Source organism: Paenarthrobacter sp. NPDC090522 (genome assembly GCF_044769225.1).
Classification (GTDB): Bacteria; Actinomycetota; Actinomycetes; order Actinomycetales; family Micrococcaceae; genus Arthrobacter.
The window spans coordinates 229,044-250,387 of sequence record NZ_JBIVXL010000004.1 but is presented as its reverse complement, the minus strand read 5'-3'; the positions used below and the strand labels follow the sequence as shown (position 1 = coordinate 250,387).

The 21,344-nt window shown below is 63.5% G+C and carries 17 protein-coding genes and 2 tRNA genes; 11 read left to right on the top strand and 8 right to left on the bottom strand.

Annotated features, from left to right (window positions below):
* Positions 1–31: 31 nt before the first annotated feature.
* From ACIQT2_RS06800 to ACIQT2_RS06785, 4 genes are read right to left on the bottom strand one after another with little or no spacing between them, the layout of a single operon-like run.
* Positions 32–3,115: a glycoside hydrolase family 2 TIM barrel-domain containing protein gene (locus ACIQT2_RS06800; RefSeq protein WP_402944792.1), complete on the bottom strand. Its 3,084-nt coding sequence runs from the start codon at positions 3,113–3,115 to the stop codon at positions 32–34.
* Positions 3,115–4,047: a carbohydrate ABC transporter permease gene (locus ACIQT2_RS06795; protein WP_400328944.1), complete on the bottom strand. Its 933-nt coding sequence runs from the start codon at positions 4,045–4,047 to the stop codon at positions 3,115–3,117. Before ACIQT2_RS06795 ends, ACIQT2_RS06800 begins: the two co-directional genes overlap by 1 nt.
* On the bottom strand, positions 4,044–4,994 hold the full coding sequence (locus tag ACIQT2_RS06790) for a carbohydrate ABC transporter permease (protein ID WP_402944789.1): 951 nt from the start codon (positions 4,992–4,994) through the stop codon (positions 4,044–4,046). Before ACIQT2_RS06790 ends, ACIQT2_RS06795 begins: the two co-directional genes overlap by 4 nt.
* Positions 4,991–6,325, bottom strand: coding sequence for an ABC transporter substrate-binding protein (locus tag ACIQT2_RS06785; protein ID WP_402944786.1), 1,335 nt, complete (start codon positions 6,323–6,325; stop codon positions 4,991–4,993). Before ACIQT2_RS06785 ends, ACIQT2_RS06790 begins: the two co-directional genes overlap by 4 nt.
* A gap of 152 nt (positions 6,326–6,477) precedes the next feature.
* Here ACIQT2_RS06785 and ACIQT2_RS06780 point away from each other — a divergent pair, with 152 nt between their 5' ends.
* Entirely contained in the window at positions 6,478–7,113 is a 636-nt protein-coding gene (locus ACIQT2_RS06780) for a TetR/AcrR family transcriptional regulator (protein ID WP_402944783.1), read from the top strand.
* Between the two features lie 53 nt (positions 7,114–7,166).
* Here the strand turns inward: ACIQT2_RS06780 and ACIQT2_RS06775 are convergent, their stop codons facing one another.
* Genes ACIQT2_RS06775 through ACIQT2_RS06760 form a run of 4 tightly spaced genes read right to left on the bottom strand, consistent with a single transcriptional unit; the run spans position 7,167 to position 11,749 of the window.
* Entirely contained in the window at positions 7,167–8,333 is a 1,167-nt protein-coding gene (locus tag ACIQT2_RS06775) for an acyl-CoA dehydrogenase family protein (protein WP_402944779.1), read from the bottom strand.
* A gap of 1 nt (position 8,334) precedes the next feature.
* Positions 8,335–9,858 carry an APC family permease gene (locus tag ACIQT2_RS06770; protein ID WP_402944776.1) on the bottom strand — a complete coding sequence of 508 codons (1,524 nt, stop codon included), beginning with the start codon at positions 9,856–9,858 and terminating at the stop codon, positions 8,335–8,337.
* Entirely contained in the window at positions 9,855–11,063 is a 1,209-nt protein-coding gene (locus tag ACIQT2_RS06765) for a glutathionylspermidine synthase family protein (protein ID WP_402944773.1), read from the bottom strand. Before ACIQT2_RS06765 ends, ACIQT2_RS06770 begins: the two co-directional genes overlap by 4 nt.
* A gap of 2 nt (positions 11,064–11,065) precedes the next feature.
* Positions 11,066–11,749: a Tat pathway signal protein gene (locus ACIQT2_RS06760; RefSeq protein WP_402944770.1), complete on the bottom strand. Its 684-nt coding sequence runs from the start codon at positions 11,747–11,749 to the stop codon at positions 11,066–11,068.
* 150 nt (positions 11,750–11,899) lie between these two features.
* Here ACIQT2_RS06760 and ACIQT2_RS06755 point away from each other — a divergent pair, with 150 nt between their 5' ends.
* The 10 genes from ACIQT2_RS06755 to ACIQT2_RS06710 all read left to right on the top strand — a co-directional run bounded on the left by ACIQT2_RS06755 (position 11,900) and on the right by ACIQT2_RS06710 (position 21,312).
* Positions 11,900–13,402: an ATP-binding protein gene (locus tag ACIQT2_RS06755; protein WP_402944767.1), complete on the top strand. Its 1,503-nt coding sequence runs from the start codon at positions 11,900–11,902 to the stop codon at positions 13,400–13,402.
* On the top strand, positions 13,399–14,073 hold the full coding sequence (locus ACIQT2_RS06750) for a response regulator (RefSeq protein WP_402944765.1): 675 nt from the start codon (positions 13,399–13,401) through the stop codon (positions 14,071–14,073). The genes ACIQT2_RS06755 and ACIQT2_RS06750 overlap by 4 nt, the downstream gene beginning before the upstream one ends.
* Positions 14,074–14,689: 616 nt before the next feature.
* Positions 14,690–15,502, top strand: a complete 813-nt coding sequence (locus ACIQT2_RS06745) for a DUF2599 domain-containing protein (protein WP_402944762.1) — start codon at positions 14,690–14,692, stop codon at positions 15,500–15,502.
* Between the two features lie 30 nt (positions 15,503–15,532).
* Complete coding sequence (locus ACIQT2_RS06740) at positions 15,533–15,775, top strand: hypothetical protein (protein ID WP_402944760.1); 243 nt, start codon at positions 15,533–15,535, stop codon at positions 15,773–15,775.
* A gap of 320 nt (positions 15,776–16,095) precedes the next feature.
* The gene (locus tag ACIQT2_RS06735) at positions 16,096–16,989 is read left to right on the top strand and encodes a hypothetical protein (RefSeq protein WP_402944757.1); all 894 of its coding nucleotides are present in this window, start codon (positions 16,096–16,098) and stop codon (positions 16,987–16,989) included.
* A gap of 335 nt (positions 16,990–17,324) precedes the next feature.
* A complete protein-coding gene (locus ACIQT2_RS06730; protein WP_402944754.1) occupies positions 17,325–17,981 on the top strand; it encodes an MOSC domain-containing protein in 657 nt (218 codons plus the stop codon).
* A 382-nt stretch (positions 17,982–18,363) separates the two neighbouring features.
* The gene (locus ACIQT2_RS06725) at positions 18,364–20,427 is read left to right on the top strand and encodes a DEAD/DEAH box helicase (protein WP_402944751.1); all 2,064 of its coding nucleotides are present in this window, start codon (positions 18,364–18,366) and stop codon (positions 20,425–20,427) included.
* A gap of 103 nt (positions 20,428–20,530) precedes the next feature.
* Positions 20,531–20,989 (top strand): LysM peptidoglycan-binding domain-containing protein, encoded by a 459-nt coding sequence (locus ACIQT2_RS06720; RefSeq protein ID WP_402944748.1) that lies wholly within the window; start codon positions 20,531–20,533, stop codon positions 20,987–20,989.
* Positions 20,990–21,106: 117 nt separating this feature from the next.
* Positions 21,107–21,178 (top strand) — tRNA-Thr (locus ACIQT2_RS06715).
* Between the two features lie 60 nt (positions 21,179–21,238).
* Positions 21,239–21,312: transfer RNA gene (locus ACIQT2_RS06710), tRNA-Met, on the top strand.
* Positions 21,313–21,344: the final 32 nt, after the last annotated feature.

The following is a 21,344-nucleotide window of genomic DNA, read 5'->3' as shown; positions in this document are numbered from 1 at the left end:
AAGCGCGCAGAGCGGGCCAGGCAACCTTCGTCTACAGCCGGGTCACGCGGAACGTCAACGTCCGGGCTTCGGGCCGGAGCGTATAGTCGGGCCACACGTCCGGACCGCAGGCCCTGGACCCCAAACCATGCTGGGCGGCGTCCAGGTACAGGTAACTGCCGCTGCTGGATGGCAGTTCGTGTGGATGCGCTGCTCCCGAGATTTCCTGGGCCGTGTGCCTGGCGAGGGTGAAGCCCGGCAAGCGATCCCTGGAGTCCGGCAGGGCCTCAAACCCAAGCCACGGAGAGCCGGCGTTGTGCAGTTCCAGGGATCGGACGCTGGAGCGGTGGCCGGACTCCTGCGGCTTGGAATAACGGACGGACAGCTCATCGATGCCGGAGGAGTAGCGCCCCACGAGCGCTGAGTGGACGCTGTCCGGATACGACTCCCGTGGACCGCTTCCGAACCAGGAGGCGTGATCCACGGACGCCGGCAGGTCGAGACGAACGCCCACCCGGGGCCACACCATGTCCCAGCCCGAGCCCGGCACGATCTCCAGGCGCAGCCAGAGCCCGCCTTCGCAGAGTTGCCATTCTTCGGCAACGGACACCCACTGGCGGCTGTTGGCAGCGGAGTACCGGGTCCGCTTGTGAATGCTGTCCGTGCCTGCCGCGACTTCCTCAACTCGGCCAACCAAGCGGTCCAACCCGGCTTTGCGCCACGTCTCCGCGAGTGAAGGAGCCGGGACGCCGTCGCCGTTGTTGAGCCACGGATCGGCGGGGTCGTAACTGCCACGCCCCGCGCCGGCGTCGTTATCGGTGGGTGCCCGCCACAGTTCCAAGCGCGGACCGGCTACCGGGAGGCCGGCCAGTTCAACAAGCTTTCCGCCGTGGAATGTTGCCGGCCCCAGGGAGAGAGTGCCAGCCGGAATGCCCGCGGGGCTGGAGATAGGCATGGGGCGGGGTCCGGTCCTGCGGTTTCGGGGCCGGACGGGTTGCAGCTGGGCAGCGGAGACCACGTGACCGGCATCCGCCCACTCGGTGTCCTTGCGCAGCACAACCTCGGCCGTGAACCACTGTTCTCCGTCACTCCCGGACGCAACCGGAGGGACGTCAAAGCGCGCCGTTTCGCCGGCACCAAGCGGCTGACCGGCTGCATTGACCGCTTCGAGTTCGCCCGAAGAGGTCACATGGCCGTCTGTTTCCCATCGCCAGCGAATCACGACGTCGGATGCATCCGCCGTATGCCGCAGGTTGGCGAGCGTCAGGACCTGGTGCGTCCCGCCGTCGTGCGGTTCAGACAAGAAGCCCACGCGCAGGGGAGCCACAACCTGCTTGTACTCGAACAGGCCGGGACTTGGCGTCGAGTCGGAGAGGACCATTCCGTCCATCACGAAGTTGCCGTCGTGGACCACCTCGCCAAAATCGCCACCATAGGCGAAGAACTCCGTACCATCCGCGGCTGTGGTGCGGATGCCATGATCGCGCCACTCCCAGACAAAGCCACCGTGCAGGCGCGGGTAGCGGTCCACGAGCTCCTGGTACTGGTCGATCGCCCCGGGACCGTTGCCCATCGCGTGCACGTATTCGCACAAGATGAACGGCTTGGTGCGTTGGCGCGCCGATTCAGCGGCGGAGCAGCCCAGCAGCAGCGCGCCCGTATCATCGCGGCCAATTGACGCGGTCTCCGGCACGGAGGAGTACATCCTCGAGTACACGTCCGTGTAGGCGCCGGTGTAGTCGCCTTCGTAGTGGACCGGCCGCCCGGCGTCGCGGGCATGCGTCCAGGCGGACATGGCCGCCAGGTTGGAACCGGTCCCCGACTCGTTGCCCAGGGACCACATGACGATCGAGGGATGGTTCTTGTCCCGCTCAACAGTCCGCTCCATCCTGTCCAGCAAGGCCGCACGCCAGGCAGGATCGTCGCTGGGATTCCCCGCCCAGCCCTGTGCCTCGAAGCCGTGCGTCTCCAGGTCGCATTCCAGGATGACCCAAAAGCCGAGCTCATCGGCGAGGTCCAGCAGCCGCGGGTGGGGCGGGTAGTGGCTGGTGCGAATGGCGTTGACGTTGAACCGCTTCATCATGGCCAGATCCTCGCGGGCGAACGCCTCATCGAAGACCCTGCCCCGGTCCGGGTGGGTTTCGTGCCGGTTCACTCCGTTGAAGACCACCCGGCGGCCATTGACCAGGAAGCGGTCGCCGCGGATCTCCACAGTGCGGAAGCCCAGCCGCAGCGTGATGGTCTCGGCCTCGCTGCTTACGGTGGCCGAATACAGCCGCGGCAGTTCCGCGGACCAGGGCTCGACGGCGGCGATCGCCACCGGGGCGACGTCGGCAGGCGAGTTCCAGACGACGTCGACATCCAACTCAGGTACCGTCAAACGGATCGGGAACGCGGCCGGGGATGCGGTAATTTCCGGCTCGATGGTTCCTCCACCGGTGCTCGAATACCCCGTGCGCAGCCACACGTCCTCGATTCCTCCGTGCGGCCGGGCATGCAGCGTCACATCGCGGAAAATCCCCGGCATCCACCACTGATCCTGGTCCTCGACGTAACTGGACGCCGACCATTGATGGACGCGGACCGCGATCAGGTTGGTCCCTGTCCGCACCGCATCCGTGACGTCGAACTCCTGGGCCAGCCGGCTGCCCGCGCCGACGCCGATCTCCACGCCGTTAACCCATACCTTGTAGCGGGATTCAACACCATCGAAGCGCAACACAACCCGTTCGGCCGCGGCCCAGTCGGCGGGCAGTTCGAAGGTCCTCCGGTAATCTCCCGTCGGATTTTCGTCCGGTACGAACGGTGGATCGATGGGGAACGGGAACTGGACATTCGTGTAGATGGGCCGTCCGTGCTGGCCGTCTCCTTCCAGGACCCAGTGGGCGGGAACCGGGATCTGGTCCCAGCCTGAGTCGTCCAGGCCTTCGGCCGCAACGCCTTCTGTGCTCTCACCGTGGGGAAGGACTCCGTGCCCGCCGGGTGTTCCTGGCGCTCCGGGCAGGAGACGGAATCGCCACTGTCCGTTCAATGACAGGGTGGGTGCGTTGGTGTGCAGCCACGAGCATGCGGGTAAACGGTTGCCTGATCCGGGGCCTGGATCGGTGATGTAGGCAGTCTCTGGGGACACGGTCATTACTTGACGGCTCCTTCTGTCAGCCCGCCGCGCCAGAAGCGCTGCAGGACGATCATCGCGATGCTGAGCGGGATGATGGACAGCAACACCCCGCCGGTAGTGAGTTCATAGAATTCGGGCAAACGGTCAACCTGGCTGAGCCAGTTGTTCAGGCCGAGCGTGATGGGGTAGAGATCGGAATCGGACAACATGACCAGCGGCAGGAAGTAGTTGTTCCAGATACCCACCAGTTGGAACAGGAATACGGTGACCAGGGCCGGAGTGAGGACTTTAAGGCCGATCGTGTGGAAGATCCGCAATTCCCCGGCACCGTCGATCCTCGCTGCTTCGATCAAGGCCGTGTCCACCGTGGCGTCCGCGTAGATCCGGCACAGGAAAAGACCGAACGGTGAGACCAGGGACGGAAGCAGCACGCTCCAGTAGGTGTTGGCGAGCCCCATCTGGCTGAACAGCAGGAACAACGGGAGGGCCGTAGCCGTGCCGGGAACCAGGACGCCGCCAAGAATGGTTCCGAACACGAGGTTCCTGCCGCGGAATTGGTACTTGGCCAGTGCGTACCCGCCGGCGGCCGCGAAGTAGGTTGCCAGCAGGGCGCCCGCACCGGCGTAGATGGCCGAGTTCAGGAACCAGCGGCCGAAGATGCCGCCGTCGTAGCTCAGGACCTTGCCGAGATTCTCCCCGAGGGCGAACGTGGGAGCGAACCAGAACCCGTTGGTGGAGAACAGGTCCGCCGTGGATTTGGTGGAGGCTACGAAAACCCAATACACGGGGATGAGGAAGTAAAGGGCGACCACCACCAGGATGGCCGTGACGATGATGGTTGATGAACGACGGCGGCCTGCCGAGCGGTCCGGGCCTGTCGCCGGCCGTTTGACCGGCCCGGCGGTACCGGCTGTGGAGGCTTTGGTTTTGCTGGTGGCTGTTACGGTCATGATGACTTCCTGTTCGTGAATGCGAGGAAGGCGAAGGACAGGGCGAAGGCTGCGACGGCGATGATGACCGATTGCGCGGCCGCGACGTTGTAGTCGTTGTAGGCAAACGCCGTCGTGTAGGCGCTGAGGTTGGGCGTGTACTGGCTGTCGATCGCAGGCGCAACCGTCTTGAGGACCTGCGCCTCGGCGAACAACTGGAGGGTGCCGATGATGGAGAACACGGTGGTCAGGACCAGTGCCGGGCGAATCAAGGGGAGCTGGATGCTCCAGGCGACCCGCCAGCTTGAGGCGCCATCGACTTTGGCGGCCTCGTACAGTTCACCGGGAATGGCTTTCAGCTGGGCCACGATGATGAGCATGTTGTAGCCGGTGTAGCTCCACGTCACGATGTTGGCGATGGACCACAGGACGCTGTTGGCGCCGAGGAAGTCGGGCGTGATGCCGACGATCTTGGCTGCATCGAACAATGGACTGAGCCCCGGCACGTACAGGAAAGACCACAGAATGGTGGCGATGACTCCGGGAACGCCGTAGGGCAGGAAGTAGGCGGCTCGGAAGAAGCCGGGCCAGCGGGCGGAAGCCGATTCGAGGAGCAGGGCCAGGATGGTGCAGAGGACGATCATCACCGGCACCTGGACAATGCCAAAAAGGAGCATCCGGCCGATCGAGGCCACAAAACTGCCGTCACCCAGGGCGAGGGCATAGTTGCTGAAGCCGGCGAACTCACTGGTGACACCTGCTTCACCGAACAGGCCGCTGCGCGTGACCTTGGTGAAGCTGGAGCCGACGGCGGCCAGGATGGGCAGCACGAAAGTCAGGGCAAAGAGTGCCAGAAAGGGGGCCATCAGGATCCAGGGTGCGCGGGTGGCGGCGCCGTTGCGCTTGCTCCGGTTCGTCGACGGTGCCGGACGCAGCGCTTTAGGCGAAGGACGGGTAGTGGTGGTCATGCCGATTCCTTCCGGATGGTGAGCCCCTTGTTCTTGAAGACGCTGATGATTTGCTGCTCTGACGCCACCACGGAGTCCACCAGACTGGTGCCCGAGGCCTTCTTGCGGAAACCGTCGCTGAGGATGTTGAACGACTGCTGGGTGACCGGCCACCAGGACCATTCGGTGTTCTGCTGCTGGGTAGCGGGTACGAAGACTTCCTCGTTGTAGCGCTGTCCGCCGAAGAACTCCGAGGCCTGTTGCCGCGGGGTGCCTATGAACTCCGGATTGGGCGACCAGCCGATGCCGCTGTACTTGATCTCCGCGTCGATGCCTTCCTTGGACGTCGTGAGCCACACCGCGAAGTCGAGGGCTTCCTTGGGATGCTTGCTGTTGGCAAGGACGGCCGCCGAGGAACCGCCGAGGTAGGTGGAACCGAAACCGCTGCCGCCCCATGTGGGCATGGGGGCCACCTTCCATTTGCCCGAAGCTCCGCTGACTCCCTCAATAAGGGCATCGCCCCAACTGCCTGTGATGGTTGAAGCAATGCCACCCTTGGCCGCAGCGGCAAACCATGCGGGGGAGAAGGCTCCGTAGGCGGTGTTGACGATGTCCTGGTCAATGGCCCGGTCAAAGAAGCGGGCAGTGTCCAGGGTGGCGTCGTCGGTCATGTTGATGACCCAACCGTTCTCCTCGGGACGCAGCCAAACGGCTCCTGCCTGGGACGCGTACGAAGCAAAGGGCGAAGCGTCGCTGATGGGGAAACAGTCGATGTAGGCATCCTTCGATCGGAGTTCCTTTCCCAGGGCCGCCCACTCATCCCAGGTTGCAGGTGTCTTTCCGCCCACGGACTCGAGGATGGCCGGCTGGTAGAACAGCGCCATGGGTCCCGAGTCCTGGGGGATGCCGTAGACACCTCCTGCGTAGCTCACCTGGTTCCACAGCGTCTTGTCGTAGAGGTGGGCGTGATCGTTGGCGCCATACCGGGACACATCAACCAGGCCGTTCACCAGGAGGAACTCGGGAATCGATCGGAGTTCCACCTGGGCAAGGTCCGGCCCGCCGCCGGCTGCCAGGGCTGAGTAAAGCTTTTGGTACCCGCCTGAGTTGCCGCCGGGAATCCAAACCACATCCACCTGAACGCCGGGGTTTTTGGCGTTCCAAATGTCGGCCACCTTCTGGAAGTCCTTGAGCCACGCCCAGTAGGTGAGCCGCACGGGCCCTTCCGCGGGCGGGATGGTGGCCAGGGTATTGACTGACTGGGTTCCGGGGGTTGCGCACCCTGCCAGGAAGCCCATGGCGGCAGTACCCAGTCCGGCGCCAAGCAGTTGTCTTCGCGTGAGAGCGGTCATGTGCCTTCACCTCTTTGTGTCGGTTAGTGAGGCCGTTGGGCGCAGGGAGGAGACACCCATCCGACGGCCGAATGTGACCACGGTAACATAAAAGTCGAGTGACTACTCGAAATTCGTGGTGGCCGGCATATCCGCCTGTACACTGGCATGCCATGACCACAAAGGAAGGGAACCGCTCGGGGCGACGCGGTCCCTATGCCAAGTCGGAGGCCCGCAGGCGGACGATTTTGGATGCCGCCCATGCGGTTTTTGCGGGCAGGGGCTACCGCGGAGGGTCCTTGCAGGAAGTTGCTGACCAAGCCGGCATGAGCCAGACCAGCCTGCTGCACTACTTTCCTTCGAAGAGCGATCTGCTCATGGCAGTCCTTGCCCGGCGCGACGAGATCACAGAGACAGCAAACCCGGCGGACATGGCGGAAGGCTTCGCCGAGGTGGTGTTCCGGACGGCGAAGTACAACGAGGACATTCCAGGGGTCATTGAGCTGTACACAGTGCTGTGCGCGGAGTCCCTGACGGAAGGGCACCCTGGCCGGGAGTACTTCATGGATCGCTTCGACCGCCTGCGCAGGAGTTACACCCGGCGGTTCACGGAACTGCAGGGCGAAGGAAGGCTGCGGCCCGGGGTCGAACCAGCGCAGGCGGCAGCATCATTGGTGGGGCTGTGGGACGGACTGCAGACGCAGTGGCTCTTGGCCCCCGATGAGATTGACGTCGCGCAGGGTCTCCGTGGATTTTTCGAGCTGGTTCTCCTGCCGGAACCGGTAGCCGGTCAGGATTCAGGCAAGTAGTCCCATTGGGGGCCACTCGAAAGCGCGCAGAGCAGGCCCAGCAACGCAGGGGATCAGCCGCGGAAGGCCCCGATGCCCGTGATGTGCTGGCCGAGGATCAGGGTGTGGACTTCGTCGGTGCCCTCGTAGGTCCGGACGGACTCCAGGTTGTTCGCGTGCCGGAGCGGTGAATAGTCCAGGGTGACACCATTGCCGCCCAGGATGGTGCGTGCTTCACGGGCTATGGCGAGTGCTTCGCGGACGTTATTGAGCTTCCCCACGGAGATCTGGTGCGGTTCAAGGCGACCCGCGTCCTTGAGCCTGCCCAGATGAAGGGCAAGCAGGGTTCCCTTCTGGATTTCCAGGAGCATGTTCACGAGCTTCTCCTGCGTGAGCTGGTACCCGGACAAGGGGCGCCCAAATTGCAAGCGCGTCCCGGCATACTCGAGCGCGGCCTCATACGAATCGCGGGCCGCGCCCATGGCTCCCCACGCGATTCCGTACCGCGCCTCGTTCAGGCAGGAGAACGGGCCGCGCAGTCCGGAGGCTCCAGGAAGGATGGCATCGGGACCCAGCCTCACGCCGTCGAACTTCACATCGCATTGGATTGAAGCACGCATTGAGAGCTTCGGCTCGATCGGTGCAGCGGAAACGCCAGGGGTACCGGCCGGTACCAGGAATCCACGGATGCCGTCCTCGGTACGGGCCCAAACCACCATCACGTCAGCGATGGAAGCCAGCCCGATCCAGCGCTTGGCGCCGTCCAACACCCAACCGTCAGCAGTTCGCCGGGCAGAGGTGGCCATGGAAGAAGGATCTGAACCCGCGCTTGGCTCGGTCAGCGCGAAGCAACCGATCAGCTCGCCGGCTGCCATCCGGGGGAGCCACCGCTCCTTCTGTTCCTCGGAACCCCACGTGTGGATGGCCGTCATTGCAAGCGAGCCCTGTACCGAGACGAACGTGCGGATGCCGGAGTCGCCTGCCTCCAGTTCCATCGCGGCAAGGCCATATTCGACGGCGGTCCGGCCGGGGCAGCCGTAGCCGTCCAGGTGCATGCCCAGAACTCCGAGCTCACCGAGTTCCGGGACAATCTCCCGCGGGAATTCGGCCTTTTCGAACCAGCGCGCGATGTTCGGCTTGATGCGCTGGACTGTGTAGTCCCGCACCTTCTCCCGCAGGGCGAGTTCGTCGTCGCTCAGGAGCGAATCCAGGTCAAGGACGTCCGAGGTCGAGGGGCCCACGCTACTCGCCCCGGACGATTCCCATGTCCGCGTGCTCACCGGTGAAGTACCCGCGGGTGGCCGGTGCGAAGCGGCACACGATGGCCAGCACCACGCCGAGGAGCAACAGCAGTACGCCGCTGACAAACGCTCCGCCGATGCCGAAAATCTGGGTGTCCCCGTACGCCGGGTCCCACATCTGGACGGCGGAAACGAAGAACGCTACCGTCAAGGCCACAGCTCCGAGGAGCGGAAAGATTCCGCGGAACCACAAGTTGCGGGCCGACTCGCGAAGGGTGGTCCGGAAGAACCAGACACAGGCGAAACCGGTCAACGCGTAGTAGAAAGCGATGAACAAACTGATGGCGCTGATGGAATCGGCCAGCAGGTCCTCGCTGAGGAAGCTCATGGCCACGTAGTACACCACGGCAGCGACGCCCATCACTTGCGTGGAGAAGCCCGGAGTCTGGAAGCGCTCGTGGACTTTTCCGAACCTGGCAGGCAGTGCGCCGTGGACCCCCATGGACAGCGTTCCACGGGCCGTGGGGAGGATGGTGGTCTGCGTGGAGGACAGCACCGAGGCCAACACGGCCACAACGATCAGCCACCCCCACGGACCCAGCACAACGTCCTTCATTGCCAGGAACACGTCGTCCTGGTTGGCGGAGTTGCCCAGTCCGATCCCGTCCGTGCCGATCGTCGCATACATCATCACCAAGAGCGCCATGGAAACGTAGATGGCTACGAGCACAAAGGAGGAAATCACGGCACCGCGGCCGGGAGTCTTTGAAGGGTTCTCGGTTTCCTCGTTGAGGGCCAGGCACGTGTCCCAGCCCCAGTAGATGAACAGGGCCAGGAGGACGCCATGGACCACGGCACTGGGATCGTTGAACGCGCCTACCGGGTTGAACCACTCAAAGTCGAAGGCCTGGCCCTCCGGCACGCCGCCGGCGATGCGGATAATGATCGCCAGCGCGAAGATGCCCAGGGAGATGTATTGGATGTAGGTCAGCGTCCGCTGGACATGCTCGCCCAAGCGGATGCCCCGGTGGTTGACGAACGTCATGAAAGCTATGAACAGCACACCCGTGGCCGTGACAATCCACGTGTTCCCAGCGAGGGAGCCATCGCCGATCAAAAGCCACAGATACTTTCCGGCCACCTGGGCCAGGTTGGCCAAAACCACGATGCCTGCAAGGGCCACGCCCCAACCGCCCAGCCAACCGGCCCACGGACCGAAGGCCCTCCGAGCCCAGATGAACGTGGTGCCGCAGTCCGGCATGGCGCTGTTCAGCTCCCGGAACGCGTAGGCAATGAACAGCACAGGGATGAAGCCGAGGACCAGGATCAGCGGGGTGTAGTTGCCGTTGACGGCAACGATCAGGCCCAACGTGGCAGCGAGCGAATAGACCGGTGCAGTGGAGGCCAGGCCCAGCATGACGGAGTCACCCAGGTCCAGGATTCCTGCCCGCAGGCCTTTGGAAGGAACGACGGCGGTTCCGTCGCCGCCCGGGGCGCCGCCCGGCGTCGAGGTTTCAGTGCTCATAGTGCGGCTCCAAAGAGGGAAGTCGAGGTTGGGCCCTGGGGTGCAGGTGCGTCGATGGTGTTGGGAACGAAACGGCAGAAGTAATCAGTGATGGGTCCATCGGACTCCCGGATGCCGCAGCCCACGGATTCACCGTCAACCACCCACAGGCCCAGGACAGGATGGTTGCCATCGAAATCGGGCAGCGCGTGGTACTGCTGGTAGCACCAGCCTTCGCGCCCGTAGCCACCGGGCTGCGTGATGTCGATGCCCGCAGCGTGGATGCGGACGTTGTCCCCTTCGCGCCCGTGCAAAGGTTTGGCAACCCACTCCTTGAGCGGACCGGGGTCGCCGAGGTAAGCGGGCAAGAGACTCTCGTGGCCGGGGTAGAGGTGCCACAGGGCGGCCAGCAGCGCCTTGTTGGAGAGCAGCATCTTCCAGGCCGGCTCCACCCAACGCGGGTTGTGGGCACGTTGCAGGAGGCGGTGGCCGAACGGCTCCTTCATCATCAGTTCCCACGGGTACAGCTTGAACATGGTGCTGATCATGAAGTTGTCCAGGTCCACGAACCGGTTCAGGTTGGGGTCCCAGCCGATATCCGACATGTTGATGCCAATGGTGGTCCAGCCGCCCTGGCTGGCAACGTCCCGCATGTAGGCCGCGGTCATCCAATCTTCGCCGGACTCCTCGGCCTCGGAGTGTGCCACGTGCAGGGTGCTCATGCCGGTGCGGAACTGCAACTTCTTCCACTGCCGGATCAGGGCCTCATGGATGCCGTTCCATTGGTCTTTCTCCGGGAACACATCCTGGAGCCAGAACCACTGCGCCACTGCCGCTTCGATCAGGCCTGTTGGCGTGTCAGCGTTGTACTCCAGCATCTTCGCCGGGCCGCCCTGGCCGTCATAGATGAAGTCGAAGCGGCCGTAGATGTCCATATCACCGGCCTGCAACGACTCCGCCGCGAGCTCCAAGGCCTGCCTGCCAATGCCGATGTCTCCCATGGCTCCGGTGGCCAGGTACTTCGCGGCTTCCAGGCACATGAGATGCATGTCCTCGGCGGTCTTCTCGAGCGTTTCCACCTCGTCCATGGAGAACTCGTAGTAGGCCGACTCGTTCCAGTATTCGATTTTCCGGCCATCGGGCATGGTGGTGGTTGAAAAAACCAGGCCCTGCTCTTCGATCTTCTTCTTCCAGTCCGGCCGTGGCACGGAGGAGAGTCGCCGCACGCTTAGCCTCCCGAGCTTCCGCCGCTTTTCGAACTGCTGCCAAAGCCGCCACGGCTCACCGTTCCGCCCTTGCTGCTATAGCCGGTGGAAGTCTTTGCACCCTGAGGAACCGTTTTGGTGGCGCTCGGGTAGGAGCTGCGGTTCTGGCCAATGCCGGGCACACTTGCACCCCTGGAGTAGAAGTACCAGGCATAGACGCCGGAGCTTCGACCCGCCGAGCTGCTGTTGTTGCACTGGTCGTCGTCGACGCGCTCGCCGGTTTCCTCGTTGAAGCACACCTGTGCGTAATCGGCCTCGGCCTCGTTGCTGGCCACGATCGCGGTAATCGTTCCAGCCAGCAGCGCGGTAACGCCCAGACCCACGACGACGGTGCGGCGCTGCGACCGCTTCTTGCGCGCCGCGGCATCGCGTTCTTTGCGTTCGCGTTCCTTTTCGAAGGGATCGACGACGGGGAGCGGTCCGTTGGGGCGCTGGGCCTTCCGTCCGGTGGGCGCCGCGCCAGGGGCCTTCCCCTCCGTGGCTTTCCCGTCTTCGGGCACAGGTGTGCTCAATTCGGGGTGGAGTTCGGGTTTCGGCACTTGCCACGGTGGAGGCTTGGGGGCGTTGTTGCCGACGCCCGGCTCGCCGTTGGCACCCAGTCCACCGGCATTGGTGCCGTGGCCGTCAGGGCCTTCTTTTGGGTCCATGTGTATCCCCCTGGATAGACCGTAGGAGTGTCCGGCCCGCGCCGGACAGGAATTCTGAATGCAAGCCTAGTCCTTGCGGTGGTCGTGGGCACCGATGACATAGCCCGGTGGGTAGAACTACCCGTCTGCCGGACGTGCAAGGATGTAGCCATGCCTGCCGCCGACTCCCACAGTGACGACGCCGAGGGGTTGTTGTTGCGGCTTCCGCCGGTGCGGGGCATTGGACGACGCCGGGTGCTCAGCGGCCTGGTCCTGGCGCTGTTGCTGCCACCCGCCGTCGAACTTTTGGTGACGGTCCTCAACTTCCGTAACTTCTCCATGATCATGCTGCTGCAGTTGGCCGTGGCGGTGGCCGTAGCGGCGATCGGGGGACTGTGGCCAGCAGTGGTGGCGGCCGTTCTGGGCAGCTTCCTCCTGAACTACTTCTCCGCAGATCCTGTGGGGTCCCTTTCCATCGCGGACCCCACCACCCTGTTCACTGTGGTTGTCTTCCTTGCTGTCGCCTGCGGAGTGGCGCTCGCTGTAGGACTGGCCACCCGTCGGGCCCAGGAAGCAGCGCGGTCCGGCGCCGAAGCCACGGCCCTCAGCGCGCTGGCCCTCCGGATCCTCAGCTCGGACGGGAGCCTTGAATCCTTCCTCGAGAAGGTGCGGGGGAACCTGGGAATGGAGGCGGTCACCCTCCTGGGCGCCGCGACTCCTGCCTCGGCCGGGGTTCCAGCCACATGGCGGGTCCTGGCGAGTGCCGGCCCCAATCCACCGGTGACCCATGCTGCGGCCGACCATGCCGCCGTCGTCGATCCCCACTACACGCTGTTGCTGCGCGGAGGGCCGCTGACGTTGCAGCACCAGCGGCTGCTGGCCGCCTTCGGTGCGTTCGTGGTGGCGGTGCGGGAGCGGCAGCAATTGGTGAAGAGCCGCAGGGACAATCTCCGCCTGGCCGAGGGCAACAAGATGCGGACGTCCATCCTTCGCGCCGTCTCGCACGATCTGCGGACACCGCTTGCGGGCATCAAGCTGGCCGTCAGCAGCCTGCGGCAGGAAGACGTGCAGTTCCCTCCGGATGTGGAGCGCGAACTGCTGGAGACGATCGAAAGCTACGCAGACCGCTTGGACCATCTGGTGGACAACCTGCTGGACATGTCCCGCATTACGGCCGATGCCGTCAACCCGTTGCTGGCCGGCATTGCGTGGGCCGAAGTGCTGCCGGACGCGCTGCGTGGTGTTCCCGCGGACAGGCTCCGCAACGAACTGCAGCCCAATCTCCCGCCGGTGCAGGCCGACGCAGGGATGCTGGAACGAGTGGTGGCGAATATTGCGGAGAATGCGGTGAAGTACGCGGCAGGTTCGGACGTTGTCCTGACGGCACGTGCCGGGGCGGGCATCACTGTGGGGGACACCCCAGCCAGTGAACTTCGCATCACGGACCATGGCAAGGGAGTGGGACAGGCTGAAGTCCTGGAGATGTTCCAGCCCTTCCAACGCCTTGACGATTCGGCCGGAGGCGGCCCGGGGGTCGGGTTGGGCTTGGCGGTTGCCAAGGGTTTCACGGAGGCCATGGGCGGTACCCTGCGGGCGGAGCCGACGCCGGGTGGCGGCTTGACCATGGTGGTCACCCTCCCGCTCTGGACCGGGCACCAGGAAAGCATGGAATGACGCGCGTACTGATCGTGGAGGACGAGGCCCAGATTGCGCGGGCCATGCAGATCACCCTTCAAGCACACGGCTACCAGGCATTTTCTGTCGGGACGGGAGCAGATGCCCTTGTTGCCGTGGCCAAGGGGAAGGTGGACATTGTGGTCCTGGACCTGGGGTTGCCGGACATGGATGGGGTGGAGATCATCCGCCGCGTCCGCGGCTGGAGCAGCATGCCCATTATTGTGCTCTCCGCCCGGCATGCCTCGGAGGACAAAGTTGAAGCGCTCGACGCCGGTGCGGATGACTACGTGACCAAGCCCTTCGGCCTCGATGAGCTGCTCGCGCGGCTGCGGGTTGCCTCGCGCAGGCACGTCACCTCGCAGGAGGAACCCACCTTGGCTACGGCCGACTTCATGGTGGACCTCGCGGGGAAGAAGATCGTCAAGGACGGCGTAGAGGTCCGCCTGACGCCAACAGAGTGGAACATCCTTGAGCTGCTGGTCCGGAACAAAGGCAAGCTGGTGAGCCAACAGCAGCTCCTGACCCAGGTGTGGGGGCAGGCGTATGCCAAGGAGACCCAGTACCTTCGCGTCTACATTGCGCAACTCCGGCGGAAGCTGGAACGCGATCCAGCGGCTCCACGCCACCTGCACACGGAGGCAGGGATGGGATACAGGTTCGATCCGTAATTCGGTGACGCCTGTTCTCGGCACCACCTAGATGATTTTTCGTAGCACCTAATTTTTGGTTTTTACCACCTAATTTCCCTTGTTTGGGTCTAGGGAGAGCCTTTTTCGCCACCTAGGGCCGTTTTTGTGTGTTCACAATGTCCCCGGTTGCGTGGCCATTTCCGGTCACGGGCACCCCTTCTTTTGTTCGGGGTTTGGTTTGTCGAGGGCTATTGGGGGCCTTTTGTATGGCTGTTTTTGATCTGGGCGCGCAGACGCTCCCTACTCTTGTTCGGCAGTCGGATGCCTCGCATCAGGACCTAGGGGCGTTGGTGCGCCGGTTCGTGGACGCCGTGTCTCCAGTCGAGGTGCTGTCGATGTCCGCGTGTGCCTCTGAATTTACGACGGACGGTGCCTCACACTTCAACGATGGGGGTAACAAATGAGATCCAGGTCGCTTCTTTCATTGGTAGTTGCCTCGACGACGGCAATATCGATTCTGGGGCCCTGTAACATCGCCGTTGCCGACGACACCAGAGAGCACTCGTCCCACACCGCCGAAGCTAAGAAAGTCGCTGACAATCCACTTCCTGCGCTCCAGGCACTATCGGCAGGATCATCCTCCGCAGCAACGGACGTGCTGTCCGATGTCGCAAGTGTCGTCGCTGATGACAGCGGCAGCAACGCGATTGAGGCCACGGTCAACGACATCCGTGTCGTAGTTCCGACGGACCCTGCCGATCCGGTTTCGCTCGAATCAACAACGGGAACGACCATCAAGATTTCACTGCCGTTCGCAGGCGAAGCGGCCGACGCCAAACCAGTCCAGGACGGCGTTGTTTCCTACGATAACGACAACGGTTCCGCCACGGTGCCGGTTGTGAAGAACGATGGCTCGGTTCAAATCATGACCGTCATCAATGACTCCGCCGCACCGACCCGTTACACCTACAACGTTGGTCTTGCACCCAACGCATCACTCAAGCTTGAAAAGGACGGAAGCGTTTCAGTTCTAGGCCCTGATGGATCACGTCTCGGCGGATTCGCACCAGCGTGGGCAAAGGACGCCAATGGCAACGATGTCAGAACCCACTATGAGGTTGTTGGCACGACGATAGTTCAGGTTGTAGAGCACGCTGTGGCCGGAGTCGCATATCCCGTCACTGCCGACCCCTATTTTGGCATCGATCTCCTTGCCTCCGCATATTGGTCAGGCGGCACCTTCGTGGTGACGCCCACATGGTGGGCACGCGCCAACGGAAACAGCCCGTTGGCGCACCAAGCTCTTCTCGAGGAGTTTTGCAGTAAGTACGGCAGCGCATGCAACACTCAGATGTGGTGGCAGCTGGCCTGCCACGCTCAGTTCGCTCCGTTCAAGGAGACATGGAATTTGGACTCATGGCGGTGGAGGGACTCCTATTACGCCTACGTCTTCAACTGGTGCAATTAGTGTGGACCGACAAGCTTGGATAGAGGGTAAATGATGACATTCAATGCCTCTTCACATCGCAAAATGACGATTCTTCCAGTAGGACTGATCGTAGTAGGTGGGCTTCTCTTTATTGGCTGGATAATTGCCATGTATATCACTGGAATCGTGGTCGATCAGCAGAAAATCGATCCCGCAGACTCTCCGTTGCCCGTGTTGTGGCTCGGTTTCTTCGGGGGACCTGTTGTTGCGGCCGTCGGCGCTGGATGGTTGCGGAAAAGGCGCAAAGGCTAGAGGCAGGAGTAGTCTGCGCCGAGTTCCAGCGGAGCTTCGTCAAACGGCCCGACTTCAGTTCCATCTCTGCGGCGCCAAGTTGGCGACAAGCCGGCGCGTGCTGCAGCACGGCACAGTGGCCGTGCTCAGGGGATGGACGCCTAAGGCCAACTTGGACAACGAGAAGGCGTTCGCCGCAGTGACGCCGAGCCCGGAACCACGGGGCGGGCCAACTATTCATCCAACTTCCGAAAACGGCTTTCGACCGGAGCGCCCGGTCCTTCACAACGAAAGTGAGCCTTGTGGGTTTTTTCAAGAAGAGGGTCCCTGCCCCCGAACCAATGGACGAGGAACTGACCTTTTTCACAGTTGCCAGGGCCAATAGGTTCCGTGGGCTCATACGCGAGCTCCTTGCCGAGCTGGGTTATGAAGTACAGATCCATGCCCTGCATGCTATCGACGCCCAGGGCCGCGGCTACGGTTTCCGGAACGTGGCAGCCCGATGTAATGCCCAAGATGAAGTCGAGTGGCGCGACACCATCGCGGAACACCTTCAGCGTGTCTTGGCCGGCTTCGAGAATCCGGATCCCTTCGAATACCTTCATCCTGGCCATATCGCGAAGCAAACGTTCGCCCGTCTCTACGGGGAGAACCATCTGCCCAAAATGGAGCGGTATCCGCACAGGGAGTTCGCTCCGGGCATCGTCGAGGTGCTGGCCCTCGACCTTCCAGACTTAGTCCAAATGTTTGATCACGACCATGCCAGGAAATTCGGCGGCTGGGAGGCACTGCGGGCACAGGGTATAGCCAACCTGCGCGAGTTGGAAGTAGAGCGGCTTGAAAGGTTTGAGGCTCCGGGCGGTGGATTTTTCCACGTGCTCATGGGCAACAATGTCTACACCGGAAGCCGCGCCTTGATGCTGCCTGGGCTTTCTGCGGAGGTGGCGGGCAAGCCGGGCGCCACCCACCACGGGTGGTTGATGAGCGTTCCGAACCGCCACCAGCTTGCCTGGCATCACATCGAGGATGGCAGCGTGATCCATGTCCTCGACGCAATGGCGAGATTCACCCTGAGCGCCTACAGTGAGGCGCCCGGACCGGTGAGCCCACACGTCTACTGGTGGAATGGCGGTGGTTACGACCAACTGACCAACCTGGCCGATGATGGAGCATTTTCCGTTCGTGTCAGTCCAGGTTTCCAATCGGTGCTGATGGAAGTTCTGTCGCGCGACTGAAGTTTCGTCTCCGGCAGGTTCGCTGCTCAGCCGGCCAGCCGCCGTCGTGATCCACTGCGCACTGCTGTACCGCCGCCACCAACTTTCAGGGCGAAAACCGGCCTGCAACTCTGTGAAACGGCGTGTTGTGCAGGATCCCAATCCAAAGTGGGTCGTGACGGAACGACGACGGGTGCAACACGGGGTATAAAGCCAAAGGTGATAGAGCGTCCGGCGTGAAGGGGTGTTTGGTGAGAGAGCGTCCGGCGTGAAGGGGTGTTTGGTGAGAGAGCGTCGGGCGGGGAGGGTGGTTTGGTGAGAGAGGGTTGGGGTGGGTGGCTCGTAGACTAATCCCCATGAACACCGCATCCCTTCTTGCCGTCTGCCGGGTCCACCAACTGTTGCCGGACCCGGAAGGCAGCGTGGGCGTGACCGCGATCGACAAACGCGCGGTGGAGGGACCCGTCAAGGTGCACAAGCTGGGCCTTCACGGCGATGTCCAAGCCAGCCGCAAGGATCACGGGGGAGAAGACCAGGCCCTCTACGCCTACTCGCAGGATGACGCCGACTTCTGGTCCGCTGAACTGGGTCGCGAGCTGCCGCCGGGAATCTTCGGCGAGAAGCTCCGCGTAGCCGGCATCGACGCCACCGGAGCAGTGATCGGGGAACGCTGGAAGATCGGCCTGGACCTGGAAGTTGAAGTGACCTCGCCGCGTGTTCCGTGCGCCACGTTCCAACGGGTGCTGGGGGAGCCGCAGTGGGTCAAGCGGTTCACCAACGAGGGGCGGGTGGGAACGTACCTGCGCGTGATCAAGACCGGAAGCATTTCTGCCGGCGACCACATCCATCGTGTGTTCGTCCCCAGGCACGGCATCACAGTGGGCCAGTGGTTCAGCGAACCGACCCCGGAAATCGTCCAGGCCCTGCTCGATGCCGAAGCCGATGGAGAGATCCGTTTGCAGGATGAATACCACTCAAAGTTCGAGAAAATCCTGCGCCGCAACGGCCTCTAGCACCGCCCCACACAGAGGAGTGTGCGCAAGCTCTCACCGCCGCCGGCGCAGTATAAGTCGCGGTGGACCGTGCCTGTGCCCTACACTGGATACATCCCCCACTCCGGAATTCCCTTTATCCTGCCCAATTTTTGAGGCAGGACTGGTAAGTGTTGGGGCCCGCAAACTGTGTGCGGGCATTTTCATAGGGAGCGCCGGCTAAAGAAAACGCTGTACAGACTGCTGGGATAGCAGCCAAGAGATGCAGCGCGAAGTCCTGCCATGGGATTGCGACAGCGCCGGACTTCTGCGAAAGCAGGGCACCCTTGCCGGGCTTTCGCGTGTACTGCGGCCAAGCCCAACCGGGCCGCGCCGACGCCCTATGGATGAGGATTTTCCCCACATGCCCGAGACTCTCAACGAGAACCTTGACGCCGAGACCGCAGAGACCGTGAGCGACGCTCCGGAAGCACCGGCCGCCGTCGAAACCCCTGCCGACGAAACCGCAGCCGCTCCTGCTGCCGAAACCGAAGAAGAGGGTGTCCGCTTCTCCGACCTCGGCCTTGACGGCCGCGTCCTTGCAGCCCTGCAGGATGTTGGCTACGAGAAGCCGTCCCCCATTCAGGCCGCCACCATTCCGCTGCTCCTGGAAGGCCGCGACGTCGTTGGCCTGGCCCAGACCGGTACCGGCAAGACCGCAGCCTTCGCTGTTCCTGCGTTGTCCCGGCTTGCCGAACTCCACGACCTCAACGGCCCCTCCCGCAAGACCCAGGCACTGGTCCTGGCTCCGACCCGTGAGCTCGCCCTGCAGGTGGCCGAGGCCTTCACCTCCTACGCCAAGCACATGGATGACTTCACGGTCCTGCCCGTCTACGGTGGCTCGGCTTACGGCCCGCAGCTCGCCGGCCTGCGCCGCGGTGCCCAGGTTGTAGTGGGTACGCCCGGTCGCGTGATCGACCACATCTCCAAGGGTTCCCTGGACCTCTCCGAACTCCAGTACCTGGTGCTGGACGAAGCCGACGAGATGCTGCGCATGGGCTTCGCCGATGACGTGGAGCAGATCTTCCAGCAGACCCCGGAGACCCGCCAGGTGGCGCTCTTCTCTGCCACCATGCCCGGCCAGATCCGCCGCATGTCCAAGCAGTACCTGAACGACCCCGCCGAGATCTCAGTCAAGTCCAAGACCTCCACGGGCTCCAACATCCGCCAGCGCTACGTGCAGGTCATGGGCCCGCACAAGCTGGACGCGATGACCCGTATCCTCGAGGTGGAAGAGTTCGACGGCGTCATCGCCTTCGTGCGTACCAAGATGGCCACCGAGGACCTCGCCGACAAGTTGAAGGCCCGCGGCTTCCAGGCTGCCGCCATCAACGGCGACATCCCGCAGCAGCAGCGTGAGCGCACGGTCGACGCACTGCGCGAGGGCCGCATCGATATCCTGGTGGCAACCGACGTCGCCGCCCGTGGCCTCGACGTGGAGCGCATCAGCCACGTCGTGAACTACGACATCCCGCACGACACCGAGTCCTACGTCCACCGCATTGGCCGTACAGGACGTGCAGGCCGCAGTGGCGACGCGATCCTCTTCATGACCCCGCGCGAGAAGTACTTGCTCCGTGCCATCGAGAAGGCAACCCGCCAGTCGGTGGAACAGATGCACTTGCCGACCGCGGAGACGGTCAACTCCCTGCGCCTGGGCAAGTTCGCCGAGCGCATCACCGAAACCCTCGAGTCGGAAGATGTTTCGCTGTTCCGCGACCTCATCGCTTCCTACGAGGAGGAGCACAAGGTTCCGGCCGCCGAGATCGCCGCAGCCCTGGCCGTGATGGCACAGGGTGGCCAGCCGCTCCTGGTCAAGGACCTCCCTGCAGCACCGGAATTCCAGAAGCGCGAGCGCAAGGACGGCTTCAACTCCCGCGGCCCGTCCCGTGCACTGACCGAGGGCAACGCCACGTACCGGATCGCCGTCGGACGCCGCCAGCGCGTCATGCCGGGTTCGATCGTGGGCGCCATCGCCAATGAGGGTGGCATCTCGTCCTCGCAGATCGGTGGTATCGACATCCGTTCGGACCACTCCCTGGTGGAGCTCCCCGCGGACCTGAGCCCCGAGCAGCTGCGCGCCCTGTCCCGTACCCGGATTGGTGGCGAGCTGATCCACCTCGAGCTGGACACGGGACGGAAGCCCCGCGGTGAAGGCGATCGCGGCGGCTACTCCGGTGGCCGCGGCGGCGGAAACTTCAAGGGCAACGGTGGCTTCAAGAAGGAGTTCCGCCGTAACGACGGCGAGCGTTCCTCGGCGGATCGTGGCGGCCGCTCGTACAGCGAGCGTACGTCCGGCAGCTACGGCGACCGTGACCGCGGCCAGTCCAGCGGATCGCGGTTCGGCGGTCACGGCGACGGTGCCCGCAAGCCCCGTGGCGGCGGCGAAGGCGGTCACCGCGACTTCAACCGCAAGGGCAAGTGGTAAACACTCTGCAGCATCCTGACCGAGGGGTCGGCTTTCGAGCCGGCCCCTCGGCCGTTTAACGCGGCGGGTTCCCTGCCACTGGCACCCGCCGTACCATCGAGCCATGGGATTCCTGGACAACGTGAAGAAGAACCTCGGTTTGGGACACAAGGACCACGCTGCCGGGGAATCGGCAGCGCGCCAAGCGGCTCAGGACGCTGCCGCCGTCGAGGTTTCCGCCTCGGACACGGCGGCCGCGGAGGCCGCGGCAGCGCAGGCTGCCGAACAGCAGGCTGCAGCCACCGCTGCGGCCGCGCAGGAGGCGCACGACGTCGGCCTGGAGCCTTCGGACCCGGAAGTGCGGCAGGCGGGCCAGGACGCCGCCGTGGAGGCCGCTGCAGGGGCCGGACAGACCGGGAGGGTGGCTCCCCGCGTCACGGAGGTGGTGGTGGAACCGGGGGACACCATGGGCGGCATCGCGGCCCAGTTCAAAGTGGACCTTGGAGCGCTGATTGCGACGAACGCAGACAAGGTGCCGAACCCGGATGCGATCTACCCCGGACAGGTGCTCCGCCTGCCCTGAAATGGCCCCTTTGAGAACAGGAAATTGGCCGGTTCGCAAATTGTGTCGGAGCTGTTTTTCCCCGTCATTGCACCGATTTGGAGCTTCGGAAAACCTCCGGTAGAGTATTTACTCGTTGCCCCCCTAGCTCAGTGGTAGAGCGCGTTCTTGGTAAGAACGAGGTCACCGGATCGATTCCGGTGGGGGGCTCTGGATGAGGGCCTGCGTCAAGGCGGTTTTGACCGGCTGACGCAGGCTTTTCTCATCCGTGGCGGTGTAGCTCAGTTGGTTAGAGCGCACGACTCATAATCGTGAGGTCGGGAGATCGAGCCTCCCCACCGCTACAAAGCAAGGCCCCGCAGGTTTTCATCTGCGG

Excerpts from the sequence above, each read along its gene's own strand:
- ACIQT2_RS06735 (WP_402944757.1), top strand. The coding sequence starts at position 16,096 with ATGGACGAGGAACTGACCTTTTTCACAGTTGCCAGGGCCAATAGGTTC.
- ACIQT2_RS06760 (WP_402944770.1), bottom strand. The coding sequence starts at position 11,749 with ATGGACCCAAAAGAAGGCCCTGACGGCCACGGCACCAATGCCGGTGGA.
- ACIQT2_RS06800 (WP_402944792.1), bottom strand. The coding sequence starts at position 3,115 with ATGACCGTGTCCCCAGAGACTGCCTACATCACCGATCCAGGCCCCGGA.
- ACIQT2_RS06730 (WP_402944754.1), top strand. The coding sequence starts at position 17,325 with ATGAACACCGCATCCCTTCTTGCCGTCTGCCGGGTCCACCAACTGTTG.
- ACIQT2_RS06790 (WP_402944789.1), bottom strand. The coding sequence starts at position 4,994 with ATGACCACCACTACCCGTCCTTCGCCTAAAGCGCTGCGTCCGGCACCG.
- ACIQT2_RS06770 (WP_402944776.1), bottom strand. The coding sequence starts at position 9,858 with ATGAGCACTGAAACCTCGACGCCGGGCGGCGCCCCGGGCGGCGACGGA.
- ACIQT2_RS06720 (WP_402944748.1), top strand. The coding sequence starts at position 20,531 with ATGGGATTCCTGGACAACGTGAAGAAGAACCTCGGTTTGGGACACAAG.
- ACIQT2_RS06785 (WP_402944786.1), bottom strand. The coding sequence starts at position 6,325 with ATGACCGCTCTCACGCGAAGACAACTGCTTGGCGCCGGACTGGGTACT.
- ACIQT2_RS06725 (WP_402944751.1), top strand. The coding sequence starts at position 18,364 with ATGCCCGAGACTCTCAACGAGAACCTTGACGCCGAGACCGCAGAGACC.
- ACIQT2_RS06795 (WP_400328944.1), bottom strand. The coding sequence starts at position 4,047 with ATGACCGTAACAGCCACCAGCAAAACCAAAGCCTCCACAGCCGGTACC.
- ACIQT2_RS06755 (WP_402944767.1), top strand. The coding sequence starts at position 11,900 with ATGCCTGCCGCCGACTCCCACAGTGACGACGCCGAGGGGTTGTTGTTG.
- ACIQT2_RS06780 (WP_402944783.1), top strand. The coding sequence starts at position 6,478 with ATGACCACAAAGGAAGGGAACCGCTCGGGGCGACGCGGTCCCTATGCC.
- ACIQT2_RS06740 (WP_402944760.1), top strand. The coding sequence starts at position 15,533 with ATGATGACATTCAATGCCTCTTCACATCGCAAAATGACGATTCTTCCA.
- ACIQT2_RS06750 (WP_402944765.1), top strand. The coding sequence starts at position 13,399 with ATGACGCGCGTACTGATCGTGGAGGACGAGGCCCAGATTGCGCGGGCC.